This window comes from Pseudomonas sp. NBRC 111140, assembly GCF_001320885.1.
Classification (GTDB): Bacteria; Pseudomonadota; Gammaproteobacteria; order Pseudomonadales; family Pseudomonadaceae; genus Aquipseudomonas; species Aquipseudomonas putida_P.
Map to the genome: position 1 here is coordinate 1 of NZ_BCBQ01000020.1, position 17,862 is coordinate 17,862.

The window sequence follows — 17,862 nt, forward strand, 5'->3', positions numbered from 1 at the left end:
GCGAATAGCGACGGGGTTCAGTAGAGTACGCAGGCCACTTCGTTGCAGAACTCGATCAGCGCCTTGCCCATCTCGGCAAGGCCCTCTTCGTCGCGCTGGCCGCGGAACATCACCGCCGAAACGGTGAACTCGATGCTGTTGGAAGGAGAATAGATCGGCGCTGCCACGGCCAGGATACCGCCGGAAAAATGCCCATCGTCCATCGCCCAGCCGCGCTCGGCAGCCACTTTGACGTCCTCGCGGTAATTTTCCAGAGACAACGGCCGGGCCCAGCGGATCTTCTCGAAATTACTTTCCACCAGCGGGTCGTGCATGTCGAGCTGAGTGGCGAACAGTCGCCCGCTTGCGCCCATCAGGATCGGCAGTCGTTGGCCTTCGGCCATGTCGATGCGCACATCGGTGGGGCTGGCCGCGGAGCTGACGATCACGATCCGGTCCGGACTCATCTTGCGCCACAGCGTGATGGTCACCCGCAGCCGCGACGCAAGGTTCTGTAACAACGGCTTGGCCATCTGCACGCGATGACCCTGGGTCACCAGTTGCTCCACCAGGCGCGCCAGGCCGGAGCCCACTGAGTAGCGTTTGGACAGCGGGCTGAAATCGACCACATCCTCCTGCACCAGGGTACGCAGGATGTTGAAGCAGGTACTGGGGTTGATGGAAAGCTGCCGGGCGATATCCAAGGAGCGTTCAGGTTTGCCGACCTGGCTCAGATGACGCAGGATGCGTATGGCGTTGGATACCGGCTTGACGAGGGTTGCATTGGCCGATTTGGCGGTGTCGCTCATGTCTGAAGTGTCCATACTGCGTCCGGTAACTAGTTGTTACCAACATTCTAGCCTGAGAATTACTCGCCCCGTAAAGTTTTACATGGGAATTTACCGCGATCCGGAGCCTATGGGTTCAGCGGCGGCTGGTAGATCAGCCGGCGGGTTTGCAGGTCTTCGCGGCGAAACTGCTGCAAAAGCCCTTCCAGAGCCAGGTCGGCCTGGGTCACCCGCACCTGCTGGCGCAAGTAGTCGAGCCAGGACTCGACGATGAACCGTTCGCTGTAGCGTTGCGTCTCGGCCATGTCGCGGTAGAGCCGCCAGTTCTGCGCGCCATTGCGCCGCCGCGCCTTGCCTACCGCATACACCGCCAACAGAAAATCATCTCGCTGCGGCGCAGGCACCTCGTATATCACCTCCACCGAAACCGGCCCGTCGGCGTGCGCCACTGGGGCCTGCAATTGAAGGTTGTCGGTCAGCGGCGCCTGTGCAAAGTCGGCTTCTTGGCCCAGTTCCACACGGCCGTTACGCGTCAGTAGCACCCCGGCGAACAGGCACAGCGTCGACACCAGCAGGCTTGCCTGCAGCCCCGCATACTCGGCCAGCGCCCCCCAGGCGGCGCCACCGAAGGCCATCGCGCCCATCAGGGTCAATACGTACATCGACGCTACGCGGGCGCGCACCCAGTTGGCGGCATAAGTCTGCACCACCGAAGAGAGCGTGGCGTTGACCGCCATCCAGCCGAACCCGGCACACAGCATCATGACGCACACTAGGTAGCGGTTGCTCGACAACGCAGCGGCCAGCGCGGCGGCGGCAAAGGCGGCGGTACCGCAGGCAATCAGTTGACGCAGGCCGAGCCTGCGATGCAGGCGAGGTGAGTTCAGTGCAGCCAGTACCGCCCCCGCCCCCAGGAATGCCATCAGCAGGCCGTAGCCACCGGCGCCCATGCCCAGTTGCTGGCGCGCAACCAGGGGCATCAGCGCCCACAGAGCACTGGCGCTGGCAGTGAACACCAGCACCTGCTGCATTGCGCTGGACAGTACCGCCGAATGGCGAATGTAGCGCAGCCCGCTGCGCATACCGCCTATCAGGGTTTCCGGCGGAAGCCCGTGGACAGGCGGTGCCGGCGCCAGGCGCAACAGAAAGAACATCACGGCGGCCATGCACAGCGCGATCAGCACGAACACAGACGTGTTGTTCCAGTAGGCAATCAACGCCCCGGCCAAGGCCGGCCCCAGGGCACGGGTGGCGTTGACCGCAATGCCATTCAGGGCGACCGCTGCCGGTACCTGATCACGCGACAGCACGCTGATCATGGTCACCATCCACGCCGCCATACCCAGCGCGCTGCCAGTGCCCAGCACGAAGGTGAAAGCCAGCAGCCCCCAGGCTTCGAGGCGCTCGAACCCGGCCAACAGGCTGAGCATGATGGCCGCGAACACCATCAGGCACTGGGTGACGATCAGCCAGCGACGTCGGTCGACCAGGTCGGCGAGCACCCCGCCCGGCAGTGCGAATAGAAAGACCGGCAGTGTCACCGCGCTTTGCACCAGCGACACCATGATTGGTGAGGCGGTGAGCGTGGTCATGATCCACGCTGCGCCGACCGTCTGCATCCAGATCGCCAGATTCACCACCGCACCGGCCAGCCACAAGCCCCGAAAGGCCCGGTTGCGAAATGGCGCCCACGCCGAACCCTCGCTCATCATTGCTCCTTAGAACGTCTAGCCCATCAGGGTTTAGTGATCCAGCGGCAGCCCCAGGCGCCCCACCGCGCGGGCCGGGCCGAGCGGGCACGGCGCAGCAATGGTATTGCGCAGCTGGCCGATGCCGGAGATTTGCGCCACCACCTGGTCACCCGGTTGCAGGAAGCGCCCGCTTTCCAGGCCCACCCCGTGCGTGGAGCCAGTGAACACCAGGTCGCCGGGGCGCAGCTTGATCCGTGCATCCAGGTAATTGAGCAGCTCGTCCAGGGGGAAGATCATGTGCTGGGTATTGTCGTGTTGGCGTACTTCGTCATTGACGCTCAGGCGCATCTCCAGCGCAGGCTGCTGCTCGCCGCCCAGCTCGTCAGCCGTCACGATCCACGGCCCTGCGGGCGTGGTGCAGTCCATGGCCTTCTGGGTCAGTAGGTCGAGCCGCCCGATCTGCTGGCCCGCATCGCGTGCACTGATGTCGTTACCCACAGTGAAACCCAGAAGGCAGGCGCTGGCGCGGGGTTCATCCTGCAGCGCTCGCCCCACTACCGCCACCAGCTCCACCTCGTAATCCAGTTGCCTGGTCAGCGGCGAATACCTGATCGGGTCATTGGCCCCGACCAAGGCCGACTCGGGCTTGAGGTAGGCCAGTGGGTGTGCCGGGGCCTGACTGCCCAGGCGTTCGAGGTGGCTCAGGTAGTTCAGGCCCACGCCGAACACGCGGCTGCCCGGTTCCAATGGCGGCAGCAAACGTGCCCGGGCCAACGGCAGGCGTTCGCCAGCCAGGTCCAGAGCGTCCAGGTGCAGCCCCGCGCCCAGCCGCGCCCAGCACGCGAACGGCGCCCGAACCCGCCTGCAGTGCTCGCTGCTGGCGTCTACCAATGCCCAGAACGCCTGCCCGCCCAGCTCGATCCGCGCCAGGCGCATGTCACTGCCGGGCCAGGTAGGTAGGCAGATACTCGGCGTCATGGACCTCTTCGGGAGTCTTGACACTCGGTCCCAGGATGGGCCCCACCATCTCGTGGCCCCACAGGCTCAGTTTTTCGGGGTTCAGCTCGTAGGGGTCGCCTTGCCACGGCTCGATTTCAGCAATGGTTTCGAAGGCAAAACCCGAGGGGTTGTAGTGATAGAAGGACAGGTGCGGGTCTTGCGCATGCTGGCCGAGCGTCATCATCATCGGCAGTTCGCGCTGGCGCACGATATCGTAGGTCTCGCCCACATCACGCACGTTGCGAACGAACAGCCCGACGTGCTGGACGCCCATTCGCCCGGGCCCATGGCCATAGGCGATGTCGTGGCTGGTGTGATGGTTGAGCCGGGAGCGGAAGAAGCCGGTACGCCCCTTGCCCGCTCCCGCGCCATACCAGCTGAAGCCCATGACATTGAGCAGGAAGTCTTCAAGTTCCGGGGTGTACTCCGGAGTGATCAGCACTACGTGCCCTGCACCGCGCTCGTCGGCCAGAAAGCCGCTGTGGGGGCGCCCTGGCTGAAATGAACGCGGCAGCCATTTCTGTCCGTAAAACAACTCATGTTGGTAGCCGACCGGGTCACGAAAACGCACCACCTCACGCACGCCGCGGGTCTCGCACAGCTGCGCGTCACCACGGGTGTAGGCCACGTTGGCGGCCTCGAGCTTCCTGATCCCATCCTCGAACGCCATGCGTCCGATGGCTTCCCAGCCGATATACGCGATGCGGTCCACCTTACCCGGATGGAATGCGAAGCGGTGACGGCGATCATCGATTCTGAAATACAGCGACGCCGGGTCGCCGGGCGGATTTTTGCCGATACCAAAGCCCATCACCTGCGGGCCATACTCGCGCCAGGCGTCAAGATCAGGGGTTTCGAAGCCCATATAACCGATACCAATGATGTCCAATTTGTTCACCTTGTTCTTGTTCGAGATGAAACGATGCCAACTATCGCTCGCGCTGTCGCAGCAGGGCTAGACCGCCAGCAGCCCGCCGTCTATGACAAAGTCCGAACCGGTAATGAAGGAGGCCTCTTCGGAAGCCACGAACACCGCCAGCGCCACCACCTCTTCAGGTTCGCCGGGGCGATCCATCAGCACACCGTCGAGCAGCATGGCGCGGGCCTTGGGGTTTTCCAGAAACGCTTGAGTGCCAGGCGTGGCGACGAAGCCAGGACTCAGGCTGATGGCACGAATACCGACGGCTGCTCCCTCCACGGCCAATTGCCGGGTAAACGACACTACCGCGCCTTTGGCTGCCGCGTGGGCACTGATACCGGCCACCTTCGAACCGCCCCACGCCGCAGTGGAAGAAACGTTGATAATCACTCCGCGCTGCTCGGCCAGGTATGCCCAGGCGTACTTGGTGGTATAGAACAGCAGGTCGATTTCATTACGCAGGGTGTACTGCCAGTCTTCGATCGACAGCTCACTCACCAGGCCGAAGCGCGCTGCTGAAGCGTTGTTGTAGAGAACATCAATGCGCCCGTGCTCGGCGACGGCCGCCTCGATCCACGCCCTGGCCTGCTCGTGATCGCCCAGGTCCACGGGGGCAGTGCCATACAAGGTAAACCCCTCGTCGCTCATCAGGGCACGGGTCTGTTCGTGGCCCTCGGCATTGAAGTCGCACCCGACCACGATCGCCCCTTCACGGGCAAAGCGCAGCGCTGCCGCACGGCCTTGGCCGCCTCCGGTGCCGGTAATCAGGGCCACCTTGTTGTGTAAACGTCCCATCAGCACCTCCTCAACTCGTTGGTAATGACACCCTCTCAAGTGAGTGTGTACTCAAGCGGGGCAGTCTTGGGCGTCGATGGGCTCCAGCCATACTGCTTCGGCCGGGCAAGCAGCAGCGCCCTCGCGGGCATCTTCTTCAAGTTCGGGGGGCACCCGAGCGTCATCGAAGTACACCAGGCCGTCGGCATCGAGCTTGTACACACTGGGGCAAATGGTGGCGCACAGGCCGTAACCACAGCAGCGGCTACGGTCGGCAACAGCTTTGAACTGCGCTTTTTCTGAACTCATTTTTTTCTCCTTATCAGGTTCAGTCTCAGCAAATTATGAACACTTATTTATTTTATGTGCAATTTATTTTTAGCGAGGATATGCTCGGCCTCAGTTGCAGCAGTGAACCACGGTTGCGCCCTGGCAAACGCTCTGCGGTCAGCGCGATGTTGAACATGGCGTGACCGAGGGTGATTCAACTGGGTGCGCAGCGCAGCACATTCGTTTGTCTGTGAGTCATACGGCTGTGCTGGACAAACCGGAAATCACGGTTTTCACACAAAAAATGCAGTGTTTGGCTCAACAAAACCTACAAGGAAGCCAACTCATGAACCCTTCGAAAAACCAGGCGGCCATCGACCTGCACGAGTTCCGGCACAGCTGGAGAATCCTGCTTCTGTCAGTTGCCGGCGTGGCCATCAGCATCAATGCCGCGCTTCTGTACGGTTTTGGCACGCTAGTGGTACCGCTGGGCGATGCCTTTGGCTGGGGCAAAAGCGAATTGCAGGCGTGCATCACCTTCCTGTTTGGCGGCGCGGTGGTGTCGCTGCAACTAGTGGGCTGGTTCAACCTGCGCTTTGGCATGAGGCGCGTCACCGTGGTGTCCCTGTTGCTGCTGTCGGTCGGCTACCTGGCCACCACCCAGGTCAGCTCTTCGATCTGGTCGATGTACCTGGCCTTTGCGCTGCTGCCGATCGTGGGCATGGGCGCACTGGCCGTGACCTGGACCCAACTGATCAGCCTTTGGTACGACCGAAATCGCGGCCTGGCGCTGGCCATTGGCCTGTCAGGTACCGGCGTCACCGCCGCCACCGTTCCCCGGCTGATGACGTGGGGCATAGAGCAGTGGGACTGGCGTGCGGCCTTCGTGATCCTTGCGCTGCTCAACCTGCTGGTGCTGCTGCCGCTGATCCTGCTGTGGTTCAAGCTGCCCAAGGCCGCCGATACCACCCGGCAGGACGCCCTGGAGCAATTGCCGGGCATGAGCTTTCGCGAAGGCATGGGCTCGCTGAAATTCTGGACCTGCAACCTGGCGCTGGGCCTGGTAATTTCGTCGATTGTCGGCATGGTCACCAGCACGGTGCCGATGCTCCAAGCCAAGGGGCTATCGGCGGCAGATGCGGCCACCATTTTCAGCGGCTTCGGTATTTCGCTGATCCTGGGGCGTATGGTCATCGGCTATCTGCTCGACCGCCTGTGGCCGCCGGTGGTCTCAGCGTGCAGCCTGCTGCTGCCCGCTGTCGGCTGCCTGGTATACCTGAGTGGCACCACCGAGTTCATGCCCCTGATGCTGGCAGCCGTGCTGGTCGGGTTCGGCGCCGGGGCAGAGTTTGATATCGCCGCGTTCCTGATTGCGCGCTACTTCGGCCTGCGTGAATACGGCCGGTTATTCGGTGTGCACCAGGGCCTCAATACCGTGGCATCGGCCTTGGCGCCGCTGCTGTTCGCCTTCCTACTCGCACGTACCGGCTCATACACCGCCATGCTGGTGTACAGCGCCGCATGTTGCGTGGTCGGCCCGCTGTTGCTACTGACCCTTGGACGAGTGACGCGCTTCGACGCGCGGCCCTTGCCCAGCCACTCCTGAGCCCACAAGAAACGGAGCAGAACATGCCCACACTGACCTTTATCGAACATAACGGCACCCACCATCAGGTCAACGGCGAAGTCGGCCAGTCGGTCATGCAGGCCGCCACGTTCGCTAGCGTGCCGGGCCTGCCCGCCGATTGCGGCGGCGCCTGCAGCTGCGCCACATGCCACACCTACGTAGACGAAGCGTGGCTGCACAAGGTGCAGGCACCGGAAAGCATGGAGAGTGACATGCTCGAGTACGCCTTCGAGCGTCGTGACAACAGCCGCCTGAGCTGCCAACTGATTATCAGTGAAGACATGGAAGGCATGGTACTGCACCTGCCCTCTTCGCAATTCTGAATGCGTTGCAAGGAGTACTCATGACCCTCGCCTCAGTCGTTATCGTCGGTGCCGGCCAAGCCGGATTCCAAGTGGCCGCATCGCTGCGCCAGGAAGGCTATGAAGGCCGTATCACCCTGATCGGCAATGAACCCGGCCTGCCCTACCAACGCCCACCACTGTCCAAGGCCTACCTGCTCGGCAAGATCCAGGAAAACAACCTGCTATTCCGCCCGGCCGAGTTCTACGCCACCCAGCGCATCGAGCTGCTGCACGACCCGGCCGCCGCCATCGACCGGCTCAACCGCCGCGTGGTGCTGGCTTCCGGCACCGCCCTGAGCTATGACCACCTGATACTGGCGACCGGCGCGCACAACCGCCCGCTGCCAGTGCCTGGCGCGGAGCTGCCTCAGGTGTTCGGCATCAAGACCAAGGCCGATGCCGACGCCCTGGCGCCGCTGGCCAGGCAGGCGCGAAACGTGGTGGTGGTCGGCGCAGGCTTTATCGGCCTCGAGTTTGCCGCGGTAGCCGCCGCCCAGGGTGCGCAGGTGCATGTGCTGGAGCTGGGCGAGCGCCCCATGGCGCGTGCGGTGTCGCGGGAAATGTCCGAGTTGTTTCGCCAGGCGCATGAGCAGTGGGGCGTGCACTTCGATTTCCGCCAAGGCCTTGCCCGCATTCTCGACGACAACGGCAAGGTGTGCGGCGTGCAAACCGCAGATGGCCGCACCCTGCCGGCTGACCTGGTGGTATTCGGCATCGGCGTTATCCCCAATACGCAACTGGCCACCGAGGCCGGCCTGGACATCGAGAACGGCATCAAGGTGGACGCCCACCTACTCACCTCTGACCCACAGATTTCCGCACTCGGTGATGTGGCCAGCTTTCCATGTGTACAGAACGAAGAGCAGCACACCCGACTCGAGTCGGTGCAGAACGCCATCGACCAGGCGCGTACCGTGGCCGCGCGCCTGATGGGTAAGCCCTCGCCCTATGCCGCCCTACCCTGGTTCTGGACCGATCAAGGCGACCTAAAGCTGCAGATCGCCGGGCTGTCCAGCGGCTACGACAGCACGGTTGTGCTCGGTTCTGCCCATGACCGGCAACTTTCGGTGCTGTGCTTTCGCAATGAGCGCTTGGTGGCTGTGGAGTCTTGCAACCGCCTGGGCGACCACATGGCCGCGCGCAAGATTCTCGCCCGCGCGCCCAGGCTGACGGCGGCTCAAGCAGCAGCCGAAGGTTTCGACCTCAAGACTTGGGAAGCGGCTAACCGCGACTGACAGCTCTCACCCACATCTCGCCGCACTGTACCCCCAAGGGCCCAGCGCGGCGTTTGCGCAACCTGATGGAGCGATGCAATGAACAAGGTCTGGTTTGTTACCGGTGCGGGCCGCGGGTTGGGCGCCGCCATTGCCAGGGCGGCATTGGCGGACGGTGACTGCGTGGTGGTCAGTGGCCGGCGCCTGGCGCACCTGCAAGGCATGTTTGCCGAGTACGGCGACCGGGTGCTGGCGGTGCCCCTCGAAGTCAGCAATCAAGCGCAGGCATTGGCCGCCGTGGAGCAGGCAGTGGCCCGCTTCGGTCGAATCGACGTGCTGGTCAACAACGCCGGGTATGGCCAACTGGCACCCTTCGAGGACAACCTGCCGAGCGATGCCGAAAAGCAGTTCGCCACCAATGTGTTCGGTGTGTTCAACGTGTGCCGCGCCGTGCTGCCGGTGATGCGCGCACAACGTAGCGGCCACCTGTTCAATGTGTCGTCCATGGCCGGCGTGTTAGGCATGGGAGGCGCCGCACTATACTGCGCCTCCAAATTCGCGGTGGAGGGGTTCTCCGAATCCCTGGCCCAGGAGGTAGCGCAGTTCGGCATCAAGGTCACGCTGGTGGAACCCGGGGTATTTCGCACCGACTTTCTCGATGCCAGCTCCGCAATGTTCGGTGAACGCGGGCTGCAGGACTACGCCGCGTTCACGGCCAAGGTCAAGGCTGCGTCGGCTGCCGGCAATCATCAACAGGGCGGCAACCCGGCGAAGCTGGGCGAAGCCCTGGTGCGCCTGGCCAACACCGACCAGCCACCATTGCGCTACCTGGCCGGTTCCGACGCCTACGGCCAGATCAGCGTCAAGCTCACCGGAATGCTCGCTCAGATAGACGCCTGGCGCGAGCTCTCCTGTTCTACCGATGGTTCTACTGGTTGATGAAGTAACGCACGGACAACCGCCCCCCTTCGAACCGGTACAGCTCGATCGTCTCTATGCCACCGTCCTGCTCGCGAAAAGCGTTCAAGTGGTGGCACGCCACTTCATTGCCATTGATGATGCACTGGCGTACCTCGACCCGAACTTTGGGTTGCTGTTGCGCCCACATGCCCTCCAGCACCTGCCAAGCGTCATGCTGCGGCTTGCCAACATACTCGATACTCAAGCCATTGGGTGACACGCTGCGGTAGTGGGCAAAAAAGCCTTCCTTGTCGCCGCGGTTCCAGCAGTCGACCTGGCCGTGCAGAAAGTCTTCGATCACGTGTTTGTCCATTGTCATGTAAGGGTCGTCCCTAGGCAGTTTGTTGTTTGAGCTGACGCTGCAGCGCTTGAAATGCCGGTTCCATTCTCAGCCACAGCAGAATGATCGGGCCGATGATGGCGCAGAAGAAGCAGCTCACCAGTACTGCCGAATAGCTGCCGTACACATCGAACAGGTGGCCGAAAAGCATCGGCACCAGGCCGGACACGATGGTGATCAGGCACAGGTGCAGGCCAAAGATGCGCGCGTAGTCCTTCAGGCCGAAGTAGCGCGCCATCAGAAACGCCGCCAGGTCAAACTCGGCGCCGGCACTGGCACCGATGCACAGGGTCGCCAGCATCAACAGCGGTACGTGCTGCGAGCCGCCAAAAAAGAAGATTGCGCACCCCAGTGCCGGTAACGCAAGGCTCACCGCCGCCACCAGCGACGGCGAGTAGCGGTCCAGCAGGTACCCCACCAGCAGGCGCCCGCCAATGATCGAAATGCCGAACGTACTGAAGATCTGGCTGGCCTGCTGCGCGCTCAGGCCCTTGCTTTGCAGCATCGGCACAATGTTGGTGACCATGCCCACTGTCAATGACACTGATAGGATCAACGCGATATTGAAACCCCAGTACTTGCCCGAGCGCAGCGCCTGTCTGAAGCTCATGCCCGACAACGACGGTTGCGGCTGCGCCGTCAAAGGGTCGGCCGCGGCGACCTCGACCGGCATGCGCAACCACATCAACGCCAGCGGCAGCGTGAACAGCAGCGGCATCGCCCCCAGGGCAATGAAACCGGCCTGCCAGCCATAGGCACCTATCAGCCGGGACAATAACGGAGGCAGGATCATCGCCATCAGACCGGTGCCGCACAGGATCACCGCCAGGGCCAGCCCCCGGTTACGCTCGAACCACAGGTTGACCAGCTGCGTCCAGGTGATGGCGATGGTACCGGCACAGACGATCGGCATGCTGAAGAACGCCAGGTACAACCAGGCGATTGCCCCCTGGATCTGGGTGATGGCGAAGTAGCCGACGATCTGCAGCATGATCGAGACGATGGCGACCCGACGCAGGCCGTAGCGCCGATACAGCCAACCGACCATCTGGGTGGAGATGGCCACCCCGGCGAACAGAAAGGAAATCGAGGCCTGCAAGTCGCCCCGGCTCCAGCCGAAGGCCTGTTCCAGCGGAATCACCAGGGTGCCGAACGCATACAGCAAGGCGGCGGTGATGCTGGTGCAGATGCCGAACAGCCCCAACAGCACCACGCGCCAGCCGCGCCTGAATTCGGAAAAATCGTTGCCAGCGCGTTGGCGCTCACGTGTGTCTGTAGTCATGCACTTTCACTCCCGTAGCAGCGCGGCGCGTTACTGGCCCTTGAGGATTTCTTCGACCTTGGGCAACGCCACCATGGTGGCGCCCCCGTCCACCAGCAACGAGGTGCCTGTGATATACGACGCCTCGTTGGAGGTCAGGAACAGCACCGCATTGGCAATGTCGGCAGACTCGCCCAGACGCCCGACCGGAAAATGCGCCGCCAGCTTGTGGGGCAGCTCCTCGCCCAGGGTTTCGAGCATGTGATCAGTGCCAATAAGGCCGGGCTCGACCACGTTAACCAGAATGTTCATGGCGCCGAATTCCACCGCCAGCCCACGGGCGAAGGCATTCATGAAAGCTTTGCTGGAACCATAGGCGATCAGCCGCGGGGTGTATTTGCGGTTGGCTTCACCGGAGGAGATAAAGATCAGCCGGCCCTTGTCGGGGGCCTTGGACAGGTACGGCGCGCTGTCCTTGGCCAGCCAGAACAGCGACTGGATATTGCTGCGCACGATGTGATCGAACGCGTCGTCCGGCATCTCGGCGATCAACCCGTGACGGGTGTCGGCGGCACAGTGCACCACGATATCCAGGCCGCCGAACTGCGCCACGCCGCCCTCGACCATCGACCTGATGGCATCGCGGTCGGCAATGTCGCCGCCCACCAGGCATGCCTGGGCGCCCAGTGCGCGGATCTGCTCGACGGTGTCTTCACCGTAGCGCGCAGTACGTGCCGAGACCACCACCCGCGCCCCTTCGCGCGCGTAGGCCAGTGCAATCGCCCGACCCATGCCACGACCCGCACCGGTTACCAGTACTACTTTGTCGCGAAACTTCATCGCGGTTCCCCGTTGTTGTTATTGGTTGAGGGTTTTGCTTTATGCATACGCCTGCCCACCGAGGCAGGCGCACAGTGCAGCGTTACAGATCCTTGCCAGGCACATTACGCGCCGAACCGTTGCGCCGGTCAGATTCACCCCAGCCCAGCCAGTGCGACGGCTCACGGGTATCGCCTACCCGACGCCAGCGCCCTTCCTGCTGGGCAGTGATCGGGAAGCCGCCGACAAAATCGATCATCTCGCCCCGCTCGTCCGGCAGGAACTCCCATTCTTCCTTGCCTTCCAGCACGATCCGCGCCGACTTCAGGAAGTAGCTACCGTCCTTGTGCTCGGTCTGGCCTTCGATGTCGGTGGTCACCCGCACTTCGCCTTTTTCATTGTTGAAGAAGGCATAGCCGAGATGGTCGTGGCCGACCATGAACGAGCCGGTATCCCAGGTGCCGTCCTTGTACACGGTGACGAACGACCACCAGATCACGTGCTTGTTGTTGTTCACCACCAGGTCTTTCTTGAAATGGATGGCGCCGCCTTCAGCCATGTAGAACTGGTCCAGCGCCAGCGCACCTTTGACCGGCCGACCCTCGCATACGCCCGCCACATCCCACAACTGCGAAACATAGAACGTACCCCACTCCACGCCCGGCAAGTACCATTGCAAACCCGGCCCGAGCAGGCGACCCTCGATAGCGAACAGGCCCTCCTCCTTCCAGGTCAGGCGTTCGCTGCTGGCAGTGATTTCCCAGGCATTGCCCGGTTCCCCCGGTTGGCTGGCCCAGCGCGCGGTATCACCGTCGAGGCTGTGCACGGGCATGGGCGTTAGCGCCTGTTTGGCCATCTTCTCGTGGTCCATGCGCAAGTTGACCTTGTCGACATGGTTGTTCAGGTAAAAGAACTTGGTCGGGTTCGGCGTGCCGTTGGGGGCCATCAGCGAGCGAACGAAGGAATAGATGTTGCCTTGCTCATCGCGCACCGATCCGAAGGGTGAGCTCTTGCTCAGGTGCAGGCCGAAAAAGCCGCGCTCGGCCGACATCGAGGCGCCGCTTACCTTGTGCGGGCCCACCAGTTGCTGGAAGCCGAAGTCGCCGCGCTCTGGAATGGTCTTGAACGTTCTCATAGTGCCCTCTGTTGTTTTTGTAAGGCCGTAAAGCTAAATGTGGTATCCGAGGTAGGCTCAGTCCCAGATCACTGGCAACCTGGATACGCCGCGCAGCTGCGCGCCGCTAATCATCGGCAGCGGTTGGCTGGGGTCCAGGCGCAGGTTGGGCAACAGGTCGAGGATGGCGTTGACCGCGCAACTGATCTCGACCTTGGCGACAAACTGGCCGATACACATGTGCGGACCGAAACCGAAGCCGAAGGAAGGCTTGGGCTTGCGGTCGATGTCGAACACGTCAGGGTTTTCGAAGGCGTCTTCGTCGCGGTTGGCCGATACCACCATGCACTGCACGAACGAACCCTTGGGGATTTTTACGCCATGGAATTCGACGTCCTTGGCCGTCTCGCGCACCTTGAAGGTGGCCACCGGCTCGAAGCGCGTGGTTTCGTCCATCAGCTTGGCAATCAGGCTGCGGTCGGCCTTGACCCGCTCCAGCAGGCCCGGCGTGGTCAGCAGCAGGGTCATGACCGAGCCGAACATGCGCGTGGTGGTTTCACCTGCCGCCGGCAGCAACGAGCGAGTAAAGGTGATGACCTCATGGTCGTTCAGCGTGCGCCCCTCGTATTCGGCGCGCAGTAGGCGGCCCACCACGTCGTCGCCCTGGCTGCCCGCCTGACGGCGTTGCACCACCACTTCGGCCAGCGCGTCGTATAGCCCTTTAACCGCGATCCCGGCCTGGCGGCGCGCCTCGACCATCTTGCTCGGGTCGATCTGGTTGCCCCCCACGATGGCCAGTGCCCAGGCCGCGTACTGCTTGTATTTGGACGGGTCGTCGGAGGGAAACCCCATCAGTGCGTACATGATGCGAATCGGCAGCTCCAGGCCGAACTTCATCAGGTCGGCCTTTTTCGCCGGCAGCATCGGATGGATATATTCCTCGCGGATCACCTGGTCGATCTGCGGACGCCACTTGTTGACCGTTTCGGGCATGAACGCCGGTTGCAACAAGGCGCGCACCTTGCGGTGCTCGTCACCGTCCATAGCCAGGATGATCAGTCCATCAAAAAACGCACCAAGGCCCTCAGCGATGAAACCGTTGGTGTAGGTGGCGCCGTCGCGCAGCACGCTCATCACGTCCTGGTACTTGAACAACGCGAAGGTCGGGCGCGTGCCCTGCTGAGTGCCCGCATTGGTCGGCACGCCGAACTGGGTGATGAAATCGCCTTCGTAGATGGGTGATTTCAATCGTTGCTCGCGGCACACCGCGTGAATGTCCAGATCGGTACCGCGGTACATTTCCGACACGGCGTTGTACGCCGTTGCCAGGTCCAGGGCTGCACTTTCGTTGCTCATCAGGATCTCCTGTGTTGTTTTTATTCTTGCCTGCGCACCGATATTTCTGCGCTTTACGTAGGATGTATCGCCTGCCAACCTATGGTATGCCCTTGTCTGTAAGGGGCGGCTCCGATTCGTTTGACTCGGGGTCAAACGAAGGCAGCCGGGTAAATGCTTCAAGGTGTGAACAACAAGGGCCAACACCGGCATGAGGAGTCCAGGGTGGTAGTCAAAGCAACAGACGGTGTCGAACAGGGCAAGCGCAGCACGATGAAACGGCTGCTCGCGGCTGCACGTGTCGAGTTCGCCAAGAAAGGCCTGGCTGGGGCACGGGTGGAAGAAATAGCTCGGGAGGCCGGCGTCACCAAACAGCTGGTCTACCACTACTACGGTTCCAAGGAAGGCCTGTTCGTAGCGGTACTGGACGAGTCGTCGAGCCACATCATGTCCGAGCTGGTGAACCTGGAGGTCGAGCAACTGCCACCGCCTGTGGCGCTGCGTGCCGTCCTCAATCACTTCTTCGACCAGTACCGGCTCGACCCCTTCCTCGGCAGCCTGGCGCTGGAGGGCATTCGCTATCACGACGCCCACGAAACACCTCGTAATCATTTCCAAGAAATGGCGCCGGCACTGATTGCCAAGCTCGACGCCATCCTACGCAGGGGCGCCGCCAGCGGGGATTTTCGCGCCGACATCAACCCACGCCTGCTACTGGCCTGTGCCTCGCTGGTGACCACGGGCTGGTTCACCAACCGCTATTCGATGTCGACCCTCGCTGGCCTGGATACCGACTCTGCCGAAGGCATGATTACCTGGCGCCAATACTCGGCCGACTTCGTCATTGCGAGCCTGTCTCTGAACGCAGAAAAGAAAAACGGCAGCCTCTGACGGCTGCCGGTTTCGTCTGTCTGCGGCCCCTGTAGACGGGGCGCTTTTCAGCGCCGCGACTTGCTCAGGTAGCGGCTGACCCGCCTGGCCGCCAGCCGGCCTGCCATGCCATTGACTCCACCCCCAGGATGGATGCCCGCACTGCCCAAGTACAACCCCGCCACCGGCAGCGTATCGCCACCCAGGCCGTGCGCCGGGCGCATGGTGCTGGAGCGCATCGAAGTGGTATCGATATGCACCACGCAACCATTCACGGTATTCAGGCGCGCGGTGAAGTCCGGGGCAGCCTCGATGCGTCGGCCGATGATTTGCCCCTCGATACCGTCGACATAGGCGTACAACTGCTCGATCACCTGATCAGCCACTCGCTCACGCAGGGCATCCCACCCTTCATTCGGGTTGACCGGCATCACCGGTGGGTAGATGTACAGCACATCCTGGCCCTCAGGCGCCTGTGACGGGTCGGCGGCGCTGGGTACGGCCATGGTGATGTAGGGCAAGGTCGGCACTTCGGCCCGCGCACAGGCGGCAAAGTTCTCCAGCACGGCCTCTTCGGTGCCGATCAGCAGACAGGTGTTGCGCAAGTCGACACCATCGCCGCGCACCGCCTCGAAGCGTGGCAGCGAAATCTGCCCGCGTAGGGCCACATCCACCTTCAACGGGCCCGAGCCCTTGGCGTTGGCCGGGGCCATGGCGATGCGGGTCAGCAGATGCTTGGGAAGCTGACCGGCAGTGACCATCTCCAGCGCCGGCCGGGGGTGGCAGCCGGCAATCACGGCGCGGGCAGAGAAGGTACGGCCATCGGCCAATTTCACGCCTTTGACCACGCCGTCACTGGCCACGATTTCACTGACGCTGGCCGACACCAGCACCTGGCCGCCCAACGCCTCCAGGCGGGCCCGCATGGCATTGCTCAACTGCTGCATGCCGCCCATCACCCGCCCCACACCGAAGCGGTGCAGGAACCCTAGCAGGGCGTAGTAGATGCCACCGCCGTCGGCTGTGATGTCGCCCGCAAGCCCGGTAAGCGCGCACATCGCCGAGCGGGTGATCGGATGCTCGAATCGTTCGCGCGCCGCCTGCAGAGCCGACCCAGTCATCAGCGCCATCAGTTCGGGCTTCAGGGCCCTATGCCTGATTGCTGCGGCGACCATCCGCAGCTTGACCCCCAGGTTGGCCTTGGCCGGATCGACCCGCATCATCGGCAGCGCGATCTCCAGGAACAGGTCGATGACCTTCATGAATTCAAGAAACGCGTCGGCGTCGCGGGTGCTGAAGCGGCGGATCTCGGCAGCGGTACGCTCGCGGTCACGCCAGAAGATCAGCGATTGGCCGTCCGGGTGCAGATACACATACCCCGGCGCCAGTTCCACCGATTTGAAGCCGTGTTGCTCCAGGCCAAGCTCCGCCGGCACGTGGGCGTGCACGCGCATCGACATCATGTCCAGCGCGCAGGGGTGAACCAAGTGCTGCGGCGCCTCAGGTATCAGGTAGCCCGAGGAGGCCATGCCACCCACCTTGTCCAGGGCTTCGAGCACCAGCACTTTCTTGCCCTCCATGCCCAGGTAGCAGCCAGCAGATAGGCCATTGGTGCCCCCGCCGACCACGATCACATCAAAATCAGGGTTTACTGCGGATTGCGTCTGGTTCATCACATGCTTCCAAGTCGAAGGTCAGCTGCGGCGACGCAGGTACGCGTCGCCGCGGGGGTCACATGCCAGTTCTGCCCATCTGCGCGAATAGCGAGCGCATGGCCACCAATGAAGGGGTGTGGGTACTGAACCCGCCATCGGCCACCAGTGTGCTGCCGGTAACGAAGGACGACTCGTCGCTCGCCAGGAACGCCACGACATCGGCGATCTGGCGCGGGGTGCCTAGTTCGGCGGTACAGTGGTTGTCGCGCAGGATGTCTAGCAACGCCGGCGGCATGGCGTGCTCGGAGGGCGCCAAACCGATCTGTACGGCATTGCCGCGAATGCCCTGCTTGCCGTACTGCGAGGCCACCATGCGCGGTAACATCATCAGGCCGGCCTTGGAGGTAGCGTATCCGGTCAGGGACATGTCACCCTGCATACCGAGCCCCGAGGTGGCGAAAATGATCGAGCCCTTGCCCAGTTCCAGCATGGCCGGTATCACGTGCTTGGTGCACAACACCGCGCCGCGCAGGTTAACGGCGATGGCGCGGTCCCAGGCCGCCATGTCGAGATTGACGAAATCGCGGTCTGCCTGGCGCTGCTCAGCATTGAGGATTGCCGCATTGTTGTGCAGTACGTCGATACGACCAAACCGCTGCCTGACCTGGGCAACCATCGCCTGGACGTCGGCCTCCGACGACACGTCGGTGCGAATCGCCAACGCCTGGTGCCCTTCGTCGAGCAACGATTGGGCAACCGTCGTGGCCCCGTCCAGGTTGATGTCGACCACGGCGATGCTCGCACCATGGGAGGCGAGCACGCGGGCGCATTCTGCCCCCAACCCGCCACCGGCGCCCGTGATGATGGCCACCCGTCCTGCCAGCTTGCCTGTACTCATGTGGA

The 17,862-nt window shown here is 62.7% G+C and carries 18 protein-coding genes; 5 read left to right on the top strand and 13 right to left on the bottom strand.

The genetic code is table 11. The features are described 5' to 3' along the window. Positions 1-17: 17 nt before the first annotated feature. The 6 genes from APH42_RS08910 to APH42_RS08935 all read right to left on the bottom strand — a co-directional run bounded on the left by APH42_RS08910 (position 18) and on the right by APH42_RS08935 (position 5,459). On the bottom strand, positions 18-788 hold the full coding sequence (locus tag APH42_RS08910; RefSeq protein ID WP_196996667.1) for an IclR family transcriptional regulator C-terminal domain-containing protein: 771 nt from the start codon (positions 786-788) through the stop codon (positions 18-20). Between the two features lie 107 nt (positions 789-895). Next, complete coding sequence (locus APH42_RS08915) at positions 896-2,476, bottom strand: MFS transporter (RefSeq protein ID WP_046785912.1); 1,581 nt, start codon at positions 2,474-2,476, stop codon at positions 896-898. A gap of 33 nt (positions 2,477-2,509) precedes the next feature. Next, positions 2,510-3,394 (bottom strand): fumarylacetoacetate hydrolase family protein, encoded by an 885-nt coding sequence (locus APH42_RS08920; protein ID WP_054573045.1) that lies wholly within the window; start codon positions 3,392-3,394, stop codon positions 2,510-2,512. 1 nt (position 3,395) lies between these two features. Next, positions 3,396-4,346 (bottom strand): VOC family protein, encoded by a 951-nt coding sequence (locus APH42_RS08925; protein WP_046786388.1) that lies wholly within the window; start codon positions 4,344-4,346, stop codon positions 3,396-3,398. Between the two features lie 66 nt (positions 4,347-4,412). Beyond that, positions 4,413-5,171 (bottom strand): SDR family NAD(P)-dependent oxidoreductase, encoded by a 759-nt coding sequence (locus APH42_RS08930; RefSeq protein ID WP_046785910.1) that lies wholly within the window; start codon positions 5,169-5,171, stop codon positions 4,413-4,415. A 51-nt stretch (positions 5,172-5,222) separates the two neighbouring features. Next, entirely contained in the window at positions 5,223-5,459 is a 237-nt protein-coding gene (locus tag APH42_RS08935) for a ferredoxin (RefSeq protein WP_046785909.1), read from the bottom strand. A 307-nt stretch (positions 5,460-5,766) separates the two neighbouring features. Between APH42_RS08935 and APH42_RS08940 the strand changes: the two genes are divergently transcribed. The 4 genes from APH42_RS08940 (at position 5,767) to APH42_RS08955 (ending at position 9,544) form a co-directional block, all read left to right on the top strand. Continuing rightward, positions 5,767-7,026 carry an MFS transporter gene (locus APH42_RS08940; RefSeq protein WP_060493169.1) on the top strand — a complete coding sequence of 420 codons (1,260 nt, stop codon included), beginning with the start codon at positions 5,767-5,769 and terminating at the stop codon, positions 7,024-7,026. A 23-nt stretch (positions 7,027-7,049) separates the two neighbouring features. Then, positions 7,050-7,370, top strand: coding sequence for a 2Fe-2S iron-sulfur cluster-binding protein (locus APH42_RS08945; RefSeq protein ID WP_046785907.1), 321 nt, complete (start codon positions 7,050-7,052; stop codon positions 7,368-7,370). A gap of 20 nt (positions 7,371-7,390) precedes the next feature. Further along, positions 7,391-8,626, top strand: coding sequence for an NAD(P)/FAD-dependent oxidoreductase (locus APH42_RS08950; RefSeq protein ID WP_060493170.1), 1,236 nt, complete (start codon positions 7,391-7,393; stop codon positions 8,624-8,626). A gap of 78 nt (positions 8,627-8,704) precedes the next feature. After that, positions 8,705-9,544, top strand: a complete 840-nt coding sequence (locus APH42_RS08955; RefSeq protein WP_060493171.1) for an oxidoreductase — start codon at positions 8,705-8,707, stop codon at positions 9,542-9,544. On the opposite strand, the gene APH42_RS08960 is transcribed toward APH42_RS08955, so the two are convergent. The 5 genes from APH42_RS08960 to APH42_RS08980 all read right to left on the bottom strand — a co-directional run bounded on the left by APH42_RS08960 (position 9,534) and on the right by APH42_RS08980 (position 14,455). Then, entirely contained in the window at positions 9,534-9,884 is a 351-nt protein-coding gene (locus tag APH42_RS08960; protein WP_046785904.1) for a nuclear transport factor 2 family protein, read from the bottom strand. The two genes, APH42_RS08955 and APH42_RS08960, sit on opposite strands and share 11 nt — an antisense overlap. 13 nt (positions 9,885-9,897) lie before the next feature. After that, complete coding sequence (locus APH42_RS08965; protein ID WP_046785903.1) at positions 9,898-11,187, bottom strand: MFS transporter; 1,290 nt, start codon at positions 11,185-11,187, stop codon at positions 9,898-9,900. Positions 11,188-11,217: 30 nt separating this feature from the next. Continuing rightward, positions 11,218-12,006 (bottom strand): SDR family NAD(P)-dependent oxidoreductase, encoded by a 789-nt coding sequence (locus tag APH42_RS08970; RefSeq protein WP_054573042.1) that lies wholly within the window; start codon positions 12,004-12,006, stop codon positions 11,218-11,220. Between the two features lie 82 nt (positions 12,007-12,088). Then, positions 12,089-13,120: a hypothetical protein gene (locus APH42_RS08975; protein ID WP_041505808.1), complete on the bottom strand. Its 1,032-nt coding sequence runs from the start codon at positions 13,118-13,120 to the stop codon at positions 12,089-12,091. A gap of 57 nt (positions 13,121-13,177) precedes the next feature. After that, positions 13,178-14,455: a cytochrome P450 gene (locus APH42_RS08980; protein ID WP_169774697.1), complete on the bottom strand. Its 1,278-nt coding sequence runs from the start codon at positions 14,453-14,455 to the stop codon at positions 13,178-13,180. A 204-nt stretch (positions 14,456-14,659) separates the two neighbouring features. Here APH42_RS08980 and APH42_RS08985 point away from each other — a divergent pair, with 204 nt between their 5' ends. Further along, on the top strand, positions 14,660-15,325 hold the full coding sequence (locus tag APH42_RS08985) for a TetR/AcrR family transcriptional regulator (RefSeq protein ID WP_054573070.1): 666 nt from the start codon (positions 14,660-14,662) through the stop codon (positions 15,323-15,325). A 47-nt stretch (positions 15,326-15,372) separates the two neighbouring features. Here APH42_RS08985 and APH42_RS08990 read toward each other — a convergent pair whose 3' ends face one another. Continuing rightward, positions 15,373-16,977 (bottom strand): NAD(P)/FAD-dependent oxidoreductase, encoded by a 1,605-nt coding sequence (locus APH42_RS08990; protein ID WP_060493172.1) that lies wholly within the window; start codon positions 16,975-16,977, stop codon positions 15,373-15,375. A 58-nt stretch (positions 16,978-17,035) separates the two neighbouring features. Further along, the gene (locus tag APH42_RS08995) at positions 17,036-17,857 is read right to left on the bottom strand and encodes an SDR family NAD(P)-dependent oxidoreductase (RefSeq protein ID WP_046785900.1); all 822 of its coding nucleotides are present in this window, start codon (positions 17,855-17,857) and stop codon (positions 17,036-17,038) included. Positions 17,858-17,862: the final 5 nt, after the last annotated feature.

Bases quoted from the DNA above. Each gene is read 5' to 3' on its own strand.
- APH42_RS08915 (WP_046785912.1), bottom strand. From the start codon at position 2,476: ATGAGCGAGGGTTCGGCGTGGGCGCCATTTCGCAACCGGGCCTTTCGG.
- APH42_RS08965 (WP_046785903.1), bottom strand. From the start codon at position 11,187: ATGACTACAGACACACGTGAGCGCCAACGCGCTGGCAACGATTTTTCC.
- APH42_RS08950 (WP_060493170.1), top strand. From the start codon at position 7,391: ATGACCCTCGCCTCAGTCGTTATCGTCGGTGCCGGCCAAGCCGGATTC.
- APH42_RS08970 (WP_054573042.1), bottom strand. From the start codon at position 12,006: ATGAAGTTTCGCGACAAAGTAGTACTGGTAACCGGTGCGGGTCGTGGC.
- APH42_RS08975 (WP_041505808.1), bottom strand. From the start codon at position 13,120: ATGAGAACGTTCAAGACCATTCCAGAGCGCGGCGACTTCGGCTTCCAG.
- APH42_RS08945 (WP_046785907.1), top strand. From the start codon at position 7,050: ATGCCCACACTGACCTTTATCGAACATAACGGCACCCACCATCAGGTC.
- APH42_RS08980 (WP_169774697.1), bottom strand. From the start codon at position 14,455: ATGAGCAACGAAAGTGCAGCCCTGGACCTGGCAACGGCGTACAACGCC.
- APH42_RS08930 (WP_046785910.1), bottom strand. From the start codon at position 5,171: ATGGGACGTTTACACAACAAGGTGGCCCTGATTACCGGCACCGGAGGC.
- APH42_RS08955 (WP_060493171.1), top strand. From the start codon at position 8,705: ATGAACAAGGTCTGGTTTGTTACCGGTGCGGGCCGCGGGTTGGGCGCC.
- APH42_RS08910 (WP_196996667.1), bottom strand. From the start codon at position 788: ATGAGCGACACCGCCAAATCGGCCAATGCAACCCTCGTCAAGCCGGTA.
- APH42_RS08995 (WP_046785900.1), bottom strand. From the start codon at position 17,857: ATGAGTACAGGCAAGCTGGCAGGACGGGTGGCCATCATCACGGGCGCC.
- APH42_RS08990 (WP_060493172.1), bottom strand. From the start codon at position 16,977: ATGAACCAGACGCAATCCGCAGTAAACCCTGATTTTGATGTGATCGTG.
- APH42_RS08935 (WP_046785909.1), bottom strand. From the start codon at position 5,459: ATGAGTTCAGAAAAAGCGCAGTTCAAAGCTGTTGCCGACCGTAGCCGC.
- APH42_RS08960 (WP_046785904.1), bottom strand. From the start codon at position 9,884: ATGACAATGGACAAACACGTGATCGAAGACTTTCTGCACGGCCAGGTC.
- APH42_RS08940 (WP_060493169.1), top strand. From the start codon at position 5,767: ATGAACCCTTCGAAAAACCAGGCGGCCATCGACCTGCACGAGTTCCGG.
- APH42_RS08920 (WP_054573045.1), bottom strand. From the start codon at position 3,394: ATGCGCCTGGCGCGGATCGAGCTGGGCGGGCAGGCGTTCTGGGCATTG.